The following is a 14,298-nucleotide window of genomic DNA, read 5'->3' as shown; positions in this document are numbered from 1 at the left end:
GGCCGGGATGGCGCGGCGGCATGCCGGGCCCGCGTCCAGCGTGGCGCCCAGGGGCAGCCCCTGGGGAATCAGGTCATCTAGACCAGGAAGTCGAGGATCCGCAGCGGATCGGGCAGCGGGCGGTGGTCGGGGGCCCGCAGCCACGTGGCCGGGCGTCCGCCCGGCAGGGTCGAGCCGGGAGCGAGCACGTAGCTGTCACGGCAGTGCCAGCGCAGTCCGGGCGTGTCCTCGATGGCCGAGGGCACGCAGTCGAGGCTGCACGACCACCACTCGTCCTCGTCGTCGGGGTTGCCACGAGTGGCCACATAAAACAGGACCCGGTCGCCGTTCTCGGCGACCGGGCCTGTGAAGACGCCTGCGGCGTCGATGCGGGAGAGGGCGGCCAGCCCGTGGGCGGCGGGTACGTCGAAGACGTCGAAAACCCTGCCCGTGGGGAGAATCACATTCGCCTCGGCCTCGCGCTGCCACCAGAGCGTGAGCATCGCGGTGTCCGTCGTGGCCTGAACGTTCCAGGCGGGAGAGAGCGGATGCTGGCCGGGGTCGGGACAGCCGATGCGGTCACACGAACACGCGCGGGTGCCGTGGCGCATGGGATGCGCGCCGGGAGCGCACGCCCAGCCCAGGGCCGCATAGCCGAGCACGATGTCGATGCGGGTGGGGTGCGCGACCCGTTTCCTGGTGCGCCGAGCAAGCGGTACGCCGACCATGCTTCAACTCCCGTCCGAAATCTGGAGTGGTCCAGACTCCGGGCAGAAACGCACACGAGAAGCCTTCACATGGGACACACCCGCACTGTTCTGTGCACTCTAACGCACACGCCTCAGCGGCTGAGGGGAAACCCCCGGTTAGAGGCGTCGCGCCACTTCGGTCGCCCAGTAGGTGAGGATCAGATCGGCCCCCGCGCGCCGGATGGCGACGAGAGACTCCGTGATCGCCCGCTCCCGGTCGATCCAGCCGTTGGCCGCGGCCGCCTCGATCATGGCGTACTCGCCGCTGACCTGGTAGGCGGCAACGGGAACGTCGGACATGGCCTTTACCTGATGCAGGATGTCGAGGTAGGCCAGGGCGGGCTTGACCATGACGATGTCGGCGCCCTCCTCGATGTCGAGCGCGACCTCGCGCAGCGACTCGCCCGCGTAGCCCGCGGGGTCCTGCTGGTAGGCCTTGCGGTCGCCGAAGTTCGCGGGCATCTCGACGGCCTCGCGGAAGGGCCCGTAGAAGCCCGAGGCGAACTTCGCCGAGTAGGCCAGGATCGCCACGTGAGGGTGGCCGGCGCGGTCGAGCGCCCGCCTGATGTAGCCGACCTGGCCGTCCATCATCCCGCTCGGCGAGATCAGCTGCGAGCCCGCCTCGGCCTGCGCGACCGCCATCGAGGCGTAACGTTCCAGTGTCAGGTCGTTGTCGACCTCGCCGGACGGCGTGAGCACGCCGCAGTGGCCGTGGTCGGTCACCTCGTCGAGGCAGGTGTCGGCGCCGACCACCAGGGCGTCGCCCACCTCGGCGGCCAGGTCGCGCAGCGCCACCTGGGTGATGCCCTCGGGGTCGTCGGCCGCCGAGCCGTACCCGTCCTTCTCCTCGGGGATGCCGAACAGCATCACGCAGCCGACGCCCGCCTCGGCGGCCTCGTGGGCCGCCTTGCGCAGCGAGTCGCGGGTGTGCTGGACGACGCCGGGCATGGACCCGACCGGCCGGGGCTCGGTCAGCCCCTCCTTCACGAACAGCGGCAGGATCAGCTCCGACGGGTGCAGCCGCACCCCGGTGACCATGCGGCGCAGCGCGGGGGTACGGCGAAGCCTCCGCGGTCGCGCCGCGGGGAACTGGCTAGTCATAGATCGAACCTCTACTTGAGTCGGCGGCGCGCCCCTCGGCGCGTCTGAGAGGGCCGCCGGGGCACATCACCCGCCGCGATGGCGGCCTGTCGTCTCTTCTGACCGTACTCCGCCAGAGCCGCCGCCAAGGCGGAAGCGGAAGGTTTGTCCGCCATCACATCGACGCGCAGCCCGAACTCCTCGGCCGTCTTGGCCGTCTGCGGCCCGATGACCGCGATGACCGTGACGTTGTGCGGCTTGCCCGCGATGCCGACGAGGTTCCTGACGGTCGACGACGAGGTGAACAGCACCGCGTCGAAGCCGCCGCCCTTGATGGCCTCGCGGATCGGCTGGGGCGGCGGGGCCGCGCGCACGGTCCGGTAGGCCGTCACGTCGTCGCACTCCCAGCCCAGCTCGGTCAGGCCGGCGATGAGCGTGTCGGTGGCGATGTCGGCACGCGGCAGCAGCACCCGGTTGATCGGGTCGAGCATCGAGTCGTAGGGCGGCCACTCGGCCAGCAGGCCCTCCGACGACTGCTCGCCGGTCGGCAGCAGGTCGGGCTTGACCCCGAACTCCACCAGCGCCTGCGAGGTCGCCTCGCCCACGGCGGCCACCTTGAGCCCGGCGAACGCGCGGGCGTCGAGGCCGTACTCCTCGAACTTCTCGCGGATCGCCTTGACCGCGTTGGCGCTGGTGAAGGCCACCCACTCGTAGCGGCCGGTGACCAGGCCCTTGATCGCCCTGTCCATCTGCTGCGGGGTGCGCGGCGGCTCGACCGAGATGGTCGGCACCTCCTCGGGCACCGCGCCGTAGGACCTGAGCTGGTCCGACAGGCCCGCGGCCTGCTCCTTGGTGCGCGGCACCAGCACCCGCCAGCCGAACAGCGGCCGGGTCTCGAACCACGACAGCCGGTCGCGCATGCCGACCGCGTCGCCGACGACGATCATGGCGGGCTCGGTGAAGCCGGCGTGCTTGAGGTCGGGCTGCATGCGGCCGAGCGTCGTCACGACCGTGTACTGCTCGGTCGTCGTGCCCGCGCTGGAGACCGCGGCGGGCGTCGAGTCGGGCTTGCCGCCCGCGATCAGCGCCTTGGCGATCGGCACGGCCTGGTCGATGCCGTTGTAGATGACCAGGGTGCCCGGGCACGCGGCGTGCGAGGCCCAGTCCTGCTCCATGGCCGCGTCGACGACCCTGAACTCGGGTACGGCGGCCGCAGGCGGGATGCCCGCGTAGGTGAGCACGGCCGTGGCGGGCGGCACCCCCGGGACGATCTCGAAGTCCACCTCCGCGGCGGCGCACGCCGCGGCCTCCTCGGAGATCGAGGAGAACAGCATCGGGTCACCCTCGCACACGCGCACGACGAGCTTGCCCGCCTTGGCGCGCGGGATGTAGTCGCCCGCGAGGACCTCGACCCCCTCGCGGCAGTGCTGCAGCAGCGGGCCGAAGGCGTCCTCGTCGAGGACCACCACGTCGGCCTTGCCCAGCAGCTCGGCACCGCGCAGGGTCAGCAGGTTGGGGTCGCCGGGACCGGCGCCCACGAAGGCCACGAACGCTGTGGTTGGACTATCGGCTGTCAATGGGAATGCTCCCCCATCAATCTGTCGGCCCCCTCGGCCAGCATCTGCGCCGCCAGCAGGCGGCCCAGGCGTGCGGCGTCCGAAGAGGAACCGGCGGCGGACTTGCGAACCGCTCGCGTGCCGTCGATGGCGACGACAGCGGCGGTGATGTTCAGAGTGTGCCCGTCGTCGAGCGCGAAGGCACCCACCGGAGCGGAGCAACCGGCTTCGAGCGCGTTGAGCACGGTGCGCTCGGCGACCACGGCGTTGCGGGTCTGCGCGCAGTCGAGCACGCTGAGGAACTCGATCAGGTCGGTGCGCTCGGCCAGGCACTCCACGGCCAGCGACCCCTGCCCTGGCGCGGGCAGCAGCTCCTCGACCTCGAAGATCTGGGCGACCTCCGCCTGCCTGCCGATCCTGGTCAGCCCGGCGCTGGCCAGGATGACCGCGTCGAGCTCGCCGGAGTGCACCTTGCCGATGCGGGTGTCGGCGTTGCCGCGGATCGGGACGTACTCCAGGTCAGGGCGCAGGGCACGCAGCATCGCGATGCGGCGCGGCGAGCCGGTGCCGACCTTGGCGCCCGCGGGCAGGTCGGCCAGCTTGGCGGTGCCGACCAGGGCGTCGCGGTGGTCGTGGCGCCGCGGCAGGGCCGCCAGCACGAAGCGGTCGTCCTGCTTGGTCGGCAGGTCCTTCAGCGAGTGGACCGCGAAGTCGACCTCGCCCTCGACCAGCTTGTCGCGCAGAGCGCTGACGAACACGCCAGTGCCGCCGAGCTGGGCCAGGTGGGCCTTGGTCACGTCGCCGAACGTCGTGATGCCGACCAGCTCGATCGCCTGGCCGGTGCGCTCCGTGTAGAGGTCGGCGACCATCTGCGACTGGGTGGTCGCCATGAGGCTCTTACGGGTGCCGAGTCTCATCCCTCCACCTCTCTGACCGCTTCCGGCATCTTCGGGTCCAAATCGAACAGCTCGCGCAGAGCTTCCGCATAATGATCGCCCGCCGGGGACGTCGCGAGCCGCTTGACACGCACAGTGGGCTCGTGAAGCAGTTTGTCGACGACTCGCCGGACAGTCTGGGCCACCTCGTCGCGCGCCTTGTCGTCGAGGTCCGGCATGCGCATCATGAGGCGTCCGAGCTCGGCCTCGACCACGTCGGCCGCCTTGCTGCGCAACGCCACCACGGTCGGCGTCACCCGGGCGGCGCGCTCGGCGCCCAGGTAGGCTTCCAGCTCCTCCGCGACCAGGCGCCTGACGGCCTGGACCGCCTCGCCTCCGGCGCCGATGCCGGAATCCTTGATCGTCTCGAGGTCGATCAGGGTCACGCCGGGCAGCTCGCGCACCGCGGGGTCCACGTCGTGCGGCATCGCCAGGTCGATCAGGACCACCGGGCCGGTGATCATCGAGGTGGTGATCAGGTGCCTGCCCGCCCCCGTGCAGGTGATCACCAGGTCGACGTCGTCGAGCCGTACGTCGTCGAGCCCGATCGCCCGGCCACCGGCCTCCTGCGCCAGCCGTACGGCCTTGTCGTAGGTCCGGTTGGCCACCACGATCTCGCCCGCGCCCGCGCGGCGCAGCGTCGCGACCGCCAGGCCGCTCATCGCGCCCGCGCCGACGACCAGCGCCCGCCTGCCCTCGACCGGGCCGCTCAGCTCCAGCCCCGCGCTCACCAGCGACGGACCCGCCCTGTCGAGGTCGGTCTCCGCGTGCGCCTTCTTGCCCACGCGCAGCGCCTGCTGCACCAGCTCGTTCAGCACCGCGCCGACGGTGCCGCCCTCCTGCGCCAGCCGCAGCGCCTGCCGCACCTGGCCCAGGATCTGGCCCTCGCCCACGACCATCGAGTCGAGCCCGGCTGCCATCGAGAACAGGTGCTCGACGGCGCGGTCCTCGTAGTGCACGTAGAGGCTGCGGGTCAGCTCGTCGGCTCCGACCCCGGTGTGTACGGCGAGCAGCTCGGTGATCGCGTTCAGCGCCGCGTGGAACCTGTCCACCGCGGCGTAGACCTCGACCCTGTTGCACGTCGAGACCACCATGACCTCGGCCACGCAGACGTCCTGCTGGACGTCGAAGAGCAGCTTCTCCAGCCGCTCACCGCCGAGCGCGACGCGCTCGAGCAACGCCACCGGAGCGGTCCGGTGGCTCAGTCCAACCACGAGAACGCTCATTGGTTCTCCACGGCCATGAGTGGCCCCCCACTTTCGCGATCCGCTTTGCGCTGCTCGTGGAACGCAAGGATCTGCAGCTCGATCGATAGGTCGACCTTACGGACTTCGACGCTCTCCGGCACGGAAAGCACGACGGGGGCGAAGTTCAGGATGCTGGTGACTCCGGCGTTGACCACGCGATCGCACACCGCCTGTGCCGCCTGGGCCGGGGTCGCCAGGACCACGATCGACACCCCTCGCCGCTTGATCACGGTTTCAAGTTCGTCGATGTGGACAACATTCAACCCCGCGATGGTGTCGCCCACCACTTCGGGGTCGGCATCCAGCAGCGCCGCCACCCGGAAACCCCGGGAGACGAAGCCGCCGTAGTTCGCCAGCGCGCGACCGAGGTTACCCACTCCCACGATCGCCACCGCCCAGTCCTGGGTCAGGCCCAGCTCCCTGGAGATCTGGTAGACGAGGTACTCGACCTCGTAACCGACGCCGCGCGTGCCGTACGAGCCCAGGTGGGACAGGTCCTTGCGCAGCTTCGCCGAGTTCACGCCCGCCGCGGCGGCCAGGTCCTCCGAACTGACCGTGGCGATCCCGCGTTCGGCCAGCCCGGTCAGCGCCCGCAGGTACAGCGGCAGCCTGGCCACCGTCGCCTCGGGAATGCCGCGGTCACGGGTCGGAGAGGGGCGACGGGACACGGAGCTCCAGGTCGTGCGGGCGATCCCCGTGGTGGGGATCGCGTCAATGAAATCGAACCATCCTTCAGGTTAATCCCTTTGTGAACCGACGCACAAAGTCAGTGGATAGTCTGGGGCTATGCATCGCGTCACCCTCCTCGGCAAGCCAGGCTGCCATCTGTGCGACGACGCCCGCTCTGTGATCTCCAAAGTGGCCGCCGAGCTGGGGGTTTCCTGGGAGGAAGTCGACATCGAGTCGTCTCAGGAGCTGTACGACAAGTACTGGGAAATGATCCCGGTGACGCTGGTGGACGGGGTGCAGCACGACTTCTGGCGCGTCTCGGAGGACCGGCTGCGCGCCGCCCTGTCGAGCTGAGCCCGCGGTCACTGGGCTTCGTAGGCCAGCAGATCCCCCGGCTGGCACTCCAGCGCCTCGCACAACCGCACCAGCGTCGAGAACCTGATCGCCCTGGCGTGCCCGTTCTTGAGGATCGACAGGTTGACCACGGTGATCTCGACCCGTTGCGACAGCTCCGTGAGCGTCATCCCCCGATCCTTGAGCACCTCGTCCAGTCGTACGCGGATGATCGACATGTCAGATCGTGGCCTCGACCTCTTCGAGCAGGGCCAGGCCCCGGCGGATGATCTCCGACACCGCCAGCGCGCCCGCTCCTGCCACGATGGCGGTCAGGGTGCTTATGGCCGGCAGGGTGACGGGTGCGCTCTCGGTGAGCAGCAGGGACGACAGTAGCGCCTTCGCCAGCACGCCCAGCAGGGCGGCGATCAGCGTGCCGCCGATCACGGTCCAGCCGAGCCTCCGCAGGAGCCGCACGGTGGCGTGCGAGAACAGGGCGCGGTCGCCCGAGCGGGCGCGGTGCAGGGCGCGGGTGAGGGTGCGGATGGCGACCAGCCCGACGACGAGCGCGGGCAGCGTGTCGAGCAGGTAGAGGCCCGCGATCGGCAACGAGGGGTCGAGGGGCGTGACCATGAGGTCGGCCCCGGCGCTGTGCAGGCGCACCCCGTCGGCCACGAGGCCCTCGATGTCGACGCCAGGGACGCGGAGCTGGACCCCCATGCCGTTGAAGCCGCCCGCGAAGGCGAGGAAGGCCGCCTGCGCGAGGATGGCGAGCCCGACGAGGCAGCCGAGGACGAAGGCGGTGGTGAACACGATCTCTAAGCGGTTTATCCATCGCATATCGTTAATCGTAAATATCGATTATCGATATGTCGAGCGGTAGAACAGCTCCGGATCGCCCTCATCCCGTGGCGGTGAAGAGTTTTCGGTCGTGCGCGCGACCCTGGGCGGGGCTTGGGAGCGCCCCACAGGCAGCTCAGCGACGAGCAGGGAGCCCTCCTGGCACCACCTGGGCCGTTGCGCCTCGCCGCCGCCGTACGAGGCGGGAGCGGCCAGCGCGGGCACGTCGGAGGGCGGGCCCGGCCTGAAGGTGGCTGGCGTGGGCCCGAGCCTGACAGCGGGAGCGTCAGAACATCGCCGTGGGGAGCGGCATCACCTTGGCTGCGTTCACATTGAGCTCGATGACGTTGGTCGCCAGCACCATCGCCTGGCGGTCGTTGACGAACCGCATGACGTGGGGCTGGCGCTGGTGGTCGGCGTAGGCGACCTCGTCGCGGTAGAGCTCGTAGATGATGCGCTGCAGCGGCGCCGACTTCACCCCGTGGCAGACGTAGATGAGCGTGTCGGGCTCGTTGCGCCGCACGGCCTCGACGGTGTCGTCGGCGAGGCGGTCGAAGGCGTCGCCGGTGCCGTCCATGAGGGTGAAGACGGTGAGCATGCCGAAGATGTTCGGCGAGGGGCGTGTGGAGCCGCCCGGAGCGGCCTGGACTTCGGCGCCGGGGTAGAAGGCGCCCGTGGCGGGAGCGGGCTCGGCGGGGAAGGCGGCGTGCGGGCCGGTGCGCGGGGCCCGGTAGTCGCCGGGGATGTGCTGCGGCGCGCCGTGGCGCCCGTATTCGCCGGAGGCCGCGCCGACACCCGCGCCGGCACCCGCGCCGTAACCGGCCGCGGCGCCCGCGGCAGCTCCGGCCGCTCCGGCGCCGTATCCGGCCCCCGCGCCCGCGCCGTAACCGGCGGACGCGCCGTACTCGCCGGCGCCGTCGGCCGGGCCGTAGCCCGTTGAGCGCGACGAGCTGACCCGCTCGTACTCCGGGGAGGGCGAGCCGTAGTCGCCGCCCGCGAACATGCCCGTGGCGGGACCCGCGTCGAAGGACTCGGCGCGGGCGGGAGCGAGCTCGTTGTCGCCCGCGCGGTACTCGGCCACCAGGTCGCCCAGTCCGGACGAGGATCGGCGGGGCGAAACGGCCGGAGTGTCCGCGGCGCGCTTCGCGTAGGCGCGATCGATGTCGTCATCCTCCTCGTCGTCTTCGTACGGCGCCAGCGGGCGCAGCACGGAGTACCAGATGCCCGCGCCCGCCACGAGCAGCAGCGCGGTGGTGAAGATCGGCGGCACGGTGAACCTGAGCGCGCCCAGCAGCGCGAGCCCGGAGGGCGCGATGACCAGCGCCGCGTGCAGGTTGTCGGTGTCGTACTCGTCGCCGGTGCGCCAGCGCAGTGCCGCGGCCACGATGCAGGTGATCATGATCAGCGTGACCAGCACGTGCACGCCGACCAGCAGGGAGCCGGGGATGATCGCCCAGTGCGCGCCGCCGGTCGGCAGCGTCTTGCCCGTCACGGTGGCCTTCAGCGGGTCGAACACCATTACCACGGAGGCCACGACCGTCAGGGCGATGCCGAACAGCCAGCCGGCGAACTTGACGGGCACCCGCTCGGCCAGCAGCTGGACGAGGCCGATCGCCATCCACAGGGGCGCCAGCAGCGAGCCGCCCAGCTGGAAGATCTTGAAGGTCACGATGCCGAAGCCCATCAGGCAACCCGTGCCCACCGCCGCGAGCGCCAGAGCCAGGGCGATCGCTGCAACGGTCCAGGCGATGAGATACCCCTCCGCCTCCTCGCGCAGGCGGCTTATCAGCGCGCCCGCGGCGATGACGGCGAGCAACGCGCCGGCGAACGCCAATACAGCAACAAGGATCTCCATGATGACTCCAATGCTGCCTGACAAGACCTCCCAGCGGATAGCCGAAGAGGGGAAACGGGTTGCGCCACACGTTATCTGGAGCCCGCCGGTGCCCATGCCAGCGTGCTCAACTCAGCATGTTGGTGCATTGTGGAATTCCAGCTTGATTTCTAGAGTGTTCGAGCACGCCGAACCCCCAGGGATGCCGGATGCCAGAAGCACCACTCGCGGGCACGTTCGCCGGGACTCTCACCAAGCCGACCCGGGCGAGCGAGCCTGCCGTGCGCGAAGACGAGCTGCGCACCCTGGTCTTACGCGCCAAGACCGGTGACAGCGACGCCTTCGGAACGCTCTATGACCGATATCTGGATCTGGTCTACCGCTACATCTACTTCCGGGTGGGTTCCCACCCGCTCGCCGAGGATCTCACCAGCGAGACCTTCCTCCGCGCGCTTCGCAGAATCACCGACTTCACCTGGCAGGGCCGTGACTTCGGGGCCTGGCTCGTGACCATCGCGAGAAACCTGGTCACCGATCATTTCAAGTCCGGGCGTTACCGCCTGGAGGTGCCCACGGGAGAGGTGCTCGACGTCCCGTTGGACGGCGCGCACATCCCGGAGAACGCCGTGGTGACCGCGCTGGTCAACGACCATCTGCTGCGTGCCGTACGGGATCTCAACGCCGAGCAGCAGGAGTGCATCGTGCTGAGGTTCCTGCACGGGCTCTCGCTGGCCGAGACCGCGCTGATCATGGGGAAGAAGAGTGGAGCGATCAAGGCGCTGCAGTTCAGAGCCGTCCGTGCCCTCGCCAGAGCACTCAGGGCCGACCTGGCGTAACCTCCCCCGGCGACTTGTCGTTAGGCACTGTGCACCCGTGGATCTTCCGGGAAGAGGGGGACATGCGTAAGCGCAGGGCTCAGGAGGAGCGCCTCCTGGCCCAGCTGTCGGAGCTGGGAGCGGGACCGCTGGGCGGCGACCCCGACGCGGACTTCCGCGCGCGGTTGCGCCACCAGCTGATGGTCGCGCGCCCGGAGACCGGCGACGAGCCCACGGCCGTCAAGGCGCCGGTCCGCCGCCGCGCGTCCTGGTTGTCGCAGCTGGCGACCGCGGGCCTGGCCGCCTCGATGATGTTCTCGGCCGTGGTGACCTACCACTCGGTGCCGGGCGACGCGCTCTACCCGCTCAAGCGAGCCGCGGAGGACACTCTTGTACGGCTCAGCGCCGACCCGGTCGACCGCGCCGAGCGCGAGCTGGTGTCGGCGCAGACGCGTGCCGAGGAGCTCAACGCGCTGCTGCACTCCCCCACGGGCGGCCCGCACGTCTCGGCGACGCTCAAGGACATGGCCGAGTCGACCAGGTCGGGCATCAGCAAGCTGCCCCGCTCGGCCGACATCAAGAAGTTCGCCGAGACGCAGCGGAACATGATCGAGCCGATGCTCGACCAGATGGACGGCGACCAGCAGCAGCAGGTCTACGGCTACCTCGACTACATCGCCGAGCTCGAAGCCCCTCAGTGAGACCCCTTAAGCTGACTTCATGAGGCGGCTACTTCGACGACGTCAGCAGGGGGAAGCGGAGATCGCCGGTGAGGTCGCGGCAGCGGCGGCGGCGGTGGCCACCCCGCCGGCGGTCGCACCCGACACCCAGGCGGCGGCCTTCTTCGACGTCGACAACACGATGATGCGCGGCGCCTCGATCTACCACTTCGCGCGAGGGCTGGCCACGCGCGGCATGTTCAGCACCTCCGACCTGGTCAAGTTCGCCGTGGGCCAGGCCGCCTTCCGGCTGCGCGGAAGCGAGAACCCCGAGCACATCGCCGTTGCGCGCGAGACGGCCCTGGCCTTCGTCGCGGGCAGCAAGGTCGAGGACGTCGTACGGCTCGGCGAGGAGATCTACGACGAGGCGATGGCCGACCGGATCTGGGCGGGCACCCGAGCCCTGGCGCAGGCTCACCTCGACGCCGGACAGCGGGTGTGGCTGGTCACCGCGACGCCGGTGGAGCTGGCGCGCGTCATCGCGCAGCGGCTCGGCCTGACCGGCGCGCTGGGCACGGTCGCCGAGACCGCCGACGGCGTCTACACCGGGCGCCTGGTCGGAGACCTGCTGCACGGGCCCGCCAAGGCCGAGGCCGTGCGGGCGCTGGCCCGCCGCGAGGGTCTCGACCTGACGCGGTGCACCGCCTACAGCGACTCGGCCAACGACCTGCCGTTGTTGTCGCTGGTGGGGCATGCGGTGGCCATCAATCCCGACTCGGAGCTGACCGAGCACGCGAAGAAGCACGACTGGCCGATCAAGGACTACCGCACCGGGCGGAAGGCGACCATGATCGCCATCCCGGTGGCGGCGGGAGCGGGCGTCGTGGCGGGTGGCATCGCCGCCGCGCTGGCCCTGCGCCGCCACTACCGCCGCAAGGCCTGACATCTCATCGCGCGGCGGCTCTCACCAGCCGCCCGAGCACCTCGTTGACCGTGTCGGGGCGTTCGAGGCCCAGCATGTGCCCGGCCGAGGGCACCACCGTGAGCGTGGCGTGCGGCAGCGCCCCGGCGATGCGGCGGGCGTGGGCGGGTGAGGTGAGGCGGTCGTGCGAGCCGACCAGCACGTGCGTCTCGACTCCCGCGAGCGCCCGCAGCGCCGAGAGCTTGTCGTGCGCCAGGATGCCGTTGAAGAATCCCACCATCACCTCGGTGGGTGTCGCGGCGATCATGTCGTTGACGAGCTTCACGTCCTGCGGCCGCGCGCCGGGCCCGAAGGCCAGGTAGCGGGTCGCCGGCCGGTTGGTCCGCGCCCTGACCGCCGTGCGGCGGTCGATCCACGCCGCCTGCTTCAGCGCCCGCTCCATCACCAGCGGCGTCAGCCTTGGCACCAGGCGGCCGACGGGACCCGGCAGCCCGAAGGTGTTGCCCGCCATCCCGCCGCACGAGGTGCTCATCAGCACCACGCTCCGCACCCGCTCGCCGAAGAGCTCGGGCCGCCGGGCGGCCAGCCCCATGACGGTCATCCCGCCCATCGAGTGCCCGACGAGCACGACCGGCACCCCGGCGGGCACCACGGCCTCGATGACCGCTTCGAGGTCCTCGGCGAGCTGCTCGATCGTGCAGCAGTCGGAGGACCCTGCGGTGGAGGCGCCGTGACCGCGGTGGTCGTAGGCGACCAGCATGGCCTGGCCCGCCAGGGCCTCCCGCTGGGGGAACCACGCGTGGCGGTTGAGCACCCATCCGTGGGCGAACACGACGGCCGCCTTCGGATCGGTGGCCCGGTCGACCTCGACGGCCAGCCGTACGCCGTCGGCGGTGGTCACGGTGACCTGCTCGCCCATCGCCGGCTCGGGCGAGGCCGGGCGGGCGCGCCGCCGCCGGGCCAGCAACCCCGCGGCGGCGCCGACCCCGACACCGGCCAGCAGAACGACGCTCTTCCTCATGCGCCAGAGATTAGACGAATTATCCAATAAGGGCTATTTCAGCTTGTCGAACAGCTTCTGGGCGTCCGGCTGGACCCACTTGAGCCGGTTCGGGTCCTGCGGATACGGCCCGACGGGAACGCTCAGGAACTCCACCTCGCCATCGAGGACGTCGAACAGCGAAGAAGGGTCGAGATCCGTCCTGACCATCCTGGCCGCGGACTCGAGGAACAGCCTGAGCTTGGCCGGATCGTCGAGGCTCCGCTTGGCCTGGTCGACCATGGCCGCCATGAGGGCCTGCTGCCGCTTGATCCGGGTGAGGTCCTTGCCGTCGCCCGCGTGGCGCAGCCGGAGCCAGCCGAGCGCCTGCTCGCCGTCGAGCACCTGCCTGCCCTTCTTGAGCTCCAGCTTGGCATTGCGGTCGCTGACGTCTTCCGGGACGGTGAACTCGACGCCGCCCAGCGCGTCGACCACGCCCTTGAGCCCGGCGAAGTCGACCTCCACCGTGTGGTCGATGCGCAGGCCCGTCAGTTGCTCGACCGTCTCCCTGGTGCACGCCACGCCGCCGGTGTTGTAGGCGGAATTGATCATGTCGATCCGCCCGCCCCCGCAGCGGGGCAGTTCGACCATCGAGTCACGCGGGATGTTGACCACCGTGATCCGCTCGCGGCCGGCGGGGATGTGCGCCACGAGCAGCGTGTCGGACCTCCTGCCTCCGGCGTCGCCCATCCGCGACAGCGCCGGGCCGTACTTGGAGTTCTCCTGCCCCTCGCGGCTGTCGGACCCGACCAGCAGGACGTTCATCGATGTCCGGGGCGCCACCGCGGGAATCCCGTGCACGACCGGCCGCAGATCCGCGATCACGGTGGGTACGGCGATCGCCACCGCCGTGGCCAGCGCGGCCAAGGAGATGGTCAGCCATGCCAGCCGGGGGCGCCGCTTGCGGAAGACGCGCTCGCGTTGCCGTACGAGCCTGGCCGGCGGTTCGTTCTCCAGCTCGCGACCGAGATCGCGCAGCATCGTCAGGTCGTCCATGTCACGCCTCCTCGGTCAACGGGTTGGTCTCGCCCAGTTCGGCCCGCACCTTGCGCCTGGCCCGGTTGAGCCTGGACCGTACGGTTCCCACGGGGATGTCCAGAGCCCTGGCCACCTCCTCGTAGGTCAGGTCGCACCAGGCGTAGAGCAGCAGCGCGTCGCGGTCCCGCTTGGGCAGGACGGCCAGCGCCGTCGCGAGCTGTCGCCTGGCCGCCCGGGCGGAGACCCCGGCCGCCACCCGCTCGGCGGGCGACTCGACGGGCCCGTCCTGGGGGCTGCGCAACAGGGCGCGGTATCGCGCGGCCTCGGAGCGGTGGTGCCGCGAGACGAGCTTGGTGGCGATGCCGAACAGCCAGGGCCTGGCGTCGAGATAGGTCTGGTCGTAGGAGCTCCGGCGCGCGAAGGCGACGGCGAAGGTCTCGCCCACCAGGTCCTCGGCGGGCTCGGGACCGAGCCGCTTGGACACATATCTGAAGATCATGCCGGAGTAGCGATCGAACAATTCGGCGAACGCCTCCGGCTCGGCCATGGACGTCCGGATCACGTCGCTGTCCGTGACCCGGGCGAGCGGGGGTGCGGTCATGAAGGAGGTCTTCCGTCGGGGAGTCTGTCGGACATGTCTCGCCGCTTCGTCCCCTCAGGGTT

16 protein-coding genes are annotated in these 14,298 nt (G+C 70.4%); 4 read left to right on the top strand and 12 right to left on the bottom strand.

Features of this window, described 5'->3' with window-relative positions; genetic code table 11:
• Positions 1-77: 77 nt before the first annotated feature.
• The 6 genes from ACIBH1_RS26045 to ACIBH1_RS26020 form a co-directional block, all read right to left on the bottom strand.
• Positions 78-707 (bottom strand): bifunctional DNA primase/polymerase, encoded by a 630-nt coding sequence (locus tag ACIBH1_RS26045; RefSeq protein ID WP_397316527.1) that lies wholly within the window; start codon positions 705-707, stop codon positions 78-80.
• A gap of 138 nt (positions 708-845) precedes the next feature.
• Entirely contained in the window at positions 846-1,829 is a 984-nt protein-coding gene (hemB, locus tag ACIBH1_RS26040; RefSeq protein WP_397316526.1) for a porphobilinogen synthase, read from the bottom strand.
• Positions 1,830-1,840: 11 nt separating this feature from the next.
• On the bottom strand, positions 1,841-3,346 hold the full coding sequence (locus ACIBH1_RS26035; RefSeq protein WP_397316778.1) for a uroporphyrinogen-III synthase: 1,506 nt from the start codon (positions 3,344-3,346) through the stop codon (positions 1,841-1,843).
• Positions 3,347-3,381: 35 nt separating this feature from the next.
• On the bottom strand, positions 3,382-4,281 hold the full coding sequence (gene hemC / locus ACIBH1_RS26030; RefSeq protein WP_397316525.1) for a hydroxymethylbilane synthase: 900 nt from the start codon (positions 4,279-4,281) through the stop codon (positions 3,382-3,384).
• Complete coding sequence (locus tag ACIBH1_RS26025; RefSeq protein ID WP_397316524.1) at positions 4,278-5,525, bottom strand: glutamyl-tRNA reductase; 1,248 nt, start codon at positions 5,523-5,525, stop codon at positions 4,278-4,280. Before ACIBH1_RS26025 ends, hemC begins: the two co-directional genes overlap by 4 nt.
• On the bottom strand, positions 5,522-6,214 hold the full coding sequence (locus ACIBH1_RS26020) for a redox-sensing transcriptional repressor Rex (protein WP_181610090.1): 693 nt from the start codon (positions 6,212-6,214) through the stop codon (positions 5,522-5,524). Before ACIBH1_RS26020 ends, ACIBH1_RS26025 begins: the two co-directional genes overlap by 4 nt.
• Positions 6,215-6,332: 118 nt before the next feature.
• On the opposite strand from ACIBH1_RS26020, the gene ACIBH1_RS26015 reads away from it, so the two are divergent.
• Positions 6,333-6,569, top strand: a complete 237-nt coding sequence (locus ACIBH1_RS26015; RefSeq protein WP_397316523.1) for a glutaredoxin family protein — start codon at positions 6,333-6,335, stop codon at positions 6,567-6,569.
• 8 nt (positions 6,570-6,577) lie between these two features.
• Here ACIBH1_RS26015 and ACIBH1_RS26010 read toward each other — a convergent pair whose 3' ends face one another.
• The 3 genes from ACIBH1_RS26010 to ACIBH1_RS26000 form a co-directional block, all read right to left on the bottom strand.
• Positions 6,578-6,787, bottom strand: coding sequence for a helix-turn-helix domain-containing protein (locus ACIBH1_RS26010; RefSeq protein WP_397316522.1), 210 nt, complete (start codon positions 6,785-6,787; stop codon positions 6,578-6,580).
• 1 nt (position 6,788) lies between these two features.
• Positions 6,789-7,388, bottom strand: coding sequence for a DUF2975 domain-containing protein (locus tag ACIBH1_RS26005; RefSeq protein WP_397316521.1), 600 nt, complete (start codon positions 7,386-7,388; stop codon positions 6,789-6,791).
• A gap of 286 nt (positions 7,389-7,674) precedes the next feature.
• Positions 7,675-9,243, bottom strand: coding sequence for a putative quinol monooxygenase (locus ACIBH1_RS26000; protein WP_397316520.1), 1,569 nt, complete (start codon positions 9,241-9,243; stop codon positions 7,675-7,677).
• A gap of 188 nt (positions 9,244-9,431) precedes the next feature.
• Between ACIBH1_RS26000 and ACIBH1_RS25995 the strand changes: the two genes are divergently transcribed.
• The 3 genes from ACIBH1_RS25995 to ACIBH1_RS25985 all read left to right on the top strand — a co-directional run bounded on the left by ACIBH1_RS25995 (position 9,432) and on the right by ACIBH1_RS25985 (position 11,639).
• Entirely contained in the window at positions 9,432-10,058 is a 627-nt protein-coding gene (locus tag ACIBH1_RS25995) for a sigma-70 family RNA polymerase sigma factor (RefSeq protein ID WP_397316519.1), read from the top strand.
• Between the two features lie 62 nt (positions 10,059-10,120).
• The gene (locus ACIBH1_RS25990; protein WP_397316518.1) at positions 10,121-10,738 is read left to right on the top strand and encodes a DUF5667 domain-containing protein; all 618 of its coding nucleotides are present in this window, start codon (positions 10,121-10,123) and stop codon (positions 10,736-10,738) included.
• A gap of 19 nt (positions 10,739-10,757) precedes the next feature.
• Positions 10,758-11,639 (top strand): HAD family hydrolase, encoded by an 882-nt coding sequence (locus ACIBH1_RS25985; protein WP_397316517.1) that lies wholly within the window; start codon positions 10,758-10,760, stop codon positions 11,637-11,639.
• 4 nt (positions 11,640-11,643) lie between these two features.
• On the opposite strand, the gene ACIBH1_RS25980 is transcribed toward ACIBH1_RS25985, so the two are convergent.
• From ACIBH1_RS25980 to ACIBH1_RS25970, 3 genes are read right to left on the bottom strand one after another with little or no spacing between them, the layout of a single operon-like run.
• Positions 11,644-12,639, bottom strand: a complete 996-nt coding sequence (locus ACIBH1_RS25980; protein ID WP_397316516.1) for an alpha/beta fold hydrolase — start codon at positions 12,637-12,639, stop codon at positions 11,644-11,646.
• A gap of 33 nt (positions 12,640-12,672) precedes the next feature.
• Positions 12,673-13,653 (bottom strand): LCP family protein, encoded by a 981-nt coding sequence (locus ACIBH1_RS25975; protein ID WP_397316515.1) that lies wholly within the window; start codon positions 13,651-13,653, stop codon positions 12,673-12,675.
• Position 13,654: 1 nt separating this feature from the next.
• A complete protein-coding gene (locus ACIBH1_RS25970) occupies positions 13,655-14,236 on the bottom strand; it encodes an RNA polymerase sigma factor (protein WP_397316514.1) in 582 nt (193 codons plus the stop codon).
• Between the last annotated feature and the right edge of the window lie 62 nt (positions 14,237-14,298).

The organism is Nonomuraea sp. NPDC050663 (genome assembly GCF_044456985.1).
Lineage (GTDB): Bacteria > Actinomycetota > Actinomycetes > Streptosporangiales > Streptosporangiaceae > Nonomuraea.
Note: the sequence above shows the minus strand (reverse complement) of the source record. Positions and strands in the feature narration are given on the sequence as shown.

Excerpts from the sequence above, each read along its gene's own strand:
- ACIBH1_RS25990 (WP_397316518.1), top strand. The coding sequence starts at position 10,121 with ATGCGTAAGCGCAGGGCTCAGGAGGAGCGCCTCCTGGCCCAGCTGTCG.
- hemB (WP_397316526.1), bottom strand. The coding sequence starts at position 1,829 with ATGACTAGCCAGTTCCCCGCGGCGCGACCGCGGAGGCTTCGCCGTACC.
- ACIBH1_RS25995 (WP_397316519.1), top strand. The coding sequence starts at position 9,432 with ATGCCAGAAGCACCACTCGCGGGCACGTTCGCCGGGACTCTCACCAAG.
- ACIBH1_RS25970 (WP_397316514.1), bottom strand. The coding sequence starts at position 14,236 with ATGACCGCACCCCCGCTCGCCCGGGTCACGGACAGCGACGTGATCCGG.
- ACIBH1_RS26045 (WP_397316527.1), bottom strand. The coding sequence starts at position 707 with ATGGTCGGCGTACCGCTTGCTCGGCGCACCAGGAAACGGGTCGCGCAC.
- ACIBH1_RS26025 (WP_397316524.1), bottom strand. The coding sequence starts at position 5,525 with ATGAGCGTTCTCGTGGTTGGACTGAGCCACCGGACCGCTCCGGTGGCG.
- ACIBH1_RS26015 (WP_397316523.1), top strand. The coding sequence starts at position 6,333 with ATGCATCGCGTCACCCTCCTCGGCAAGCCAGGCTGCCATCTGTGCGAC.
- ACIBH1_RS25975 (WP_397316515.1), bottom strand. The coding sequence starts at position 13,653 with ATGGACGACCTGACGATGCTGCGCGATCTCGGTCGCGAGCTGGAGAAC.
- ACIBH1_RS25985 (WP_397316517.1), top strand. The coding sequence starts at position 10,758 with ATGAGGCGGCTACTTCGACGACGTCAGCAGGGGGAAGCGGAGATCGCC.
- ACIBH1_RS26005 (WP_397316521.1), bottom strand. The coding sequence starts at position 7,388 with ATGCGATGGATAAACCGCTTAGAGATCGTGTTCACCACCGCCTTCGTC.
- ACIBH1_RS26000 (WP_397316520.1), bottom strand. The coding sequence starts at position 9,243 with ATGGAGATCCTTGTTGCTGTATTGGCGTTCGCCGGCGCGTTGCTCGCC.
- ACIBH1_RS25980 (WP_397316516.1), bottom strand. The coding sequence starts at position 12,639 with ATGAGGAAGAGCGTCGTTCTGCTGGCCGGTGTCGGGGTCGGCGCCGCC.
- ACIBH1_RS26010 (WP_397316522.1), bottom strand. The coding sequence starts at position 6,787 with ATGTCGATCATCCGCGTACGACTGGACGAGGTGCTCAAGGATCGGGGG.
- hemC (WP_397316525.1), bottom strand. The coding sequence starts at position 4,281 with ATGAGACTCGGCACCCGTAAGAGCCTCATGGCGACCACCCAGTCGCAG.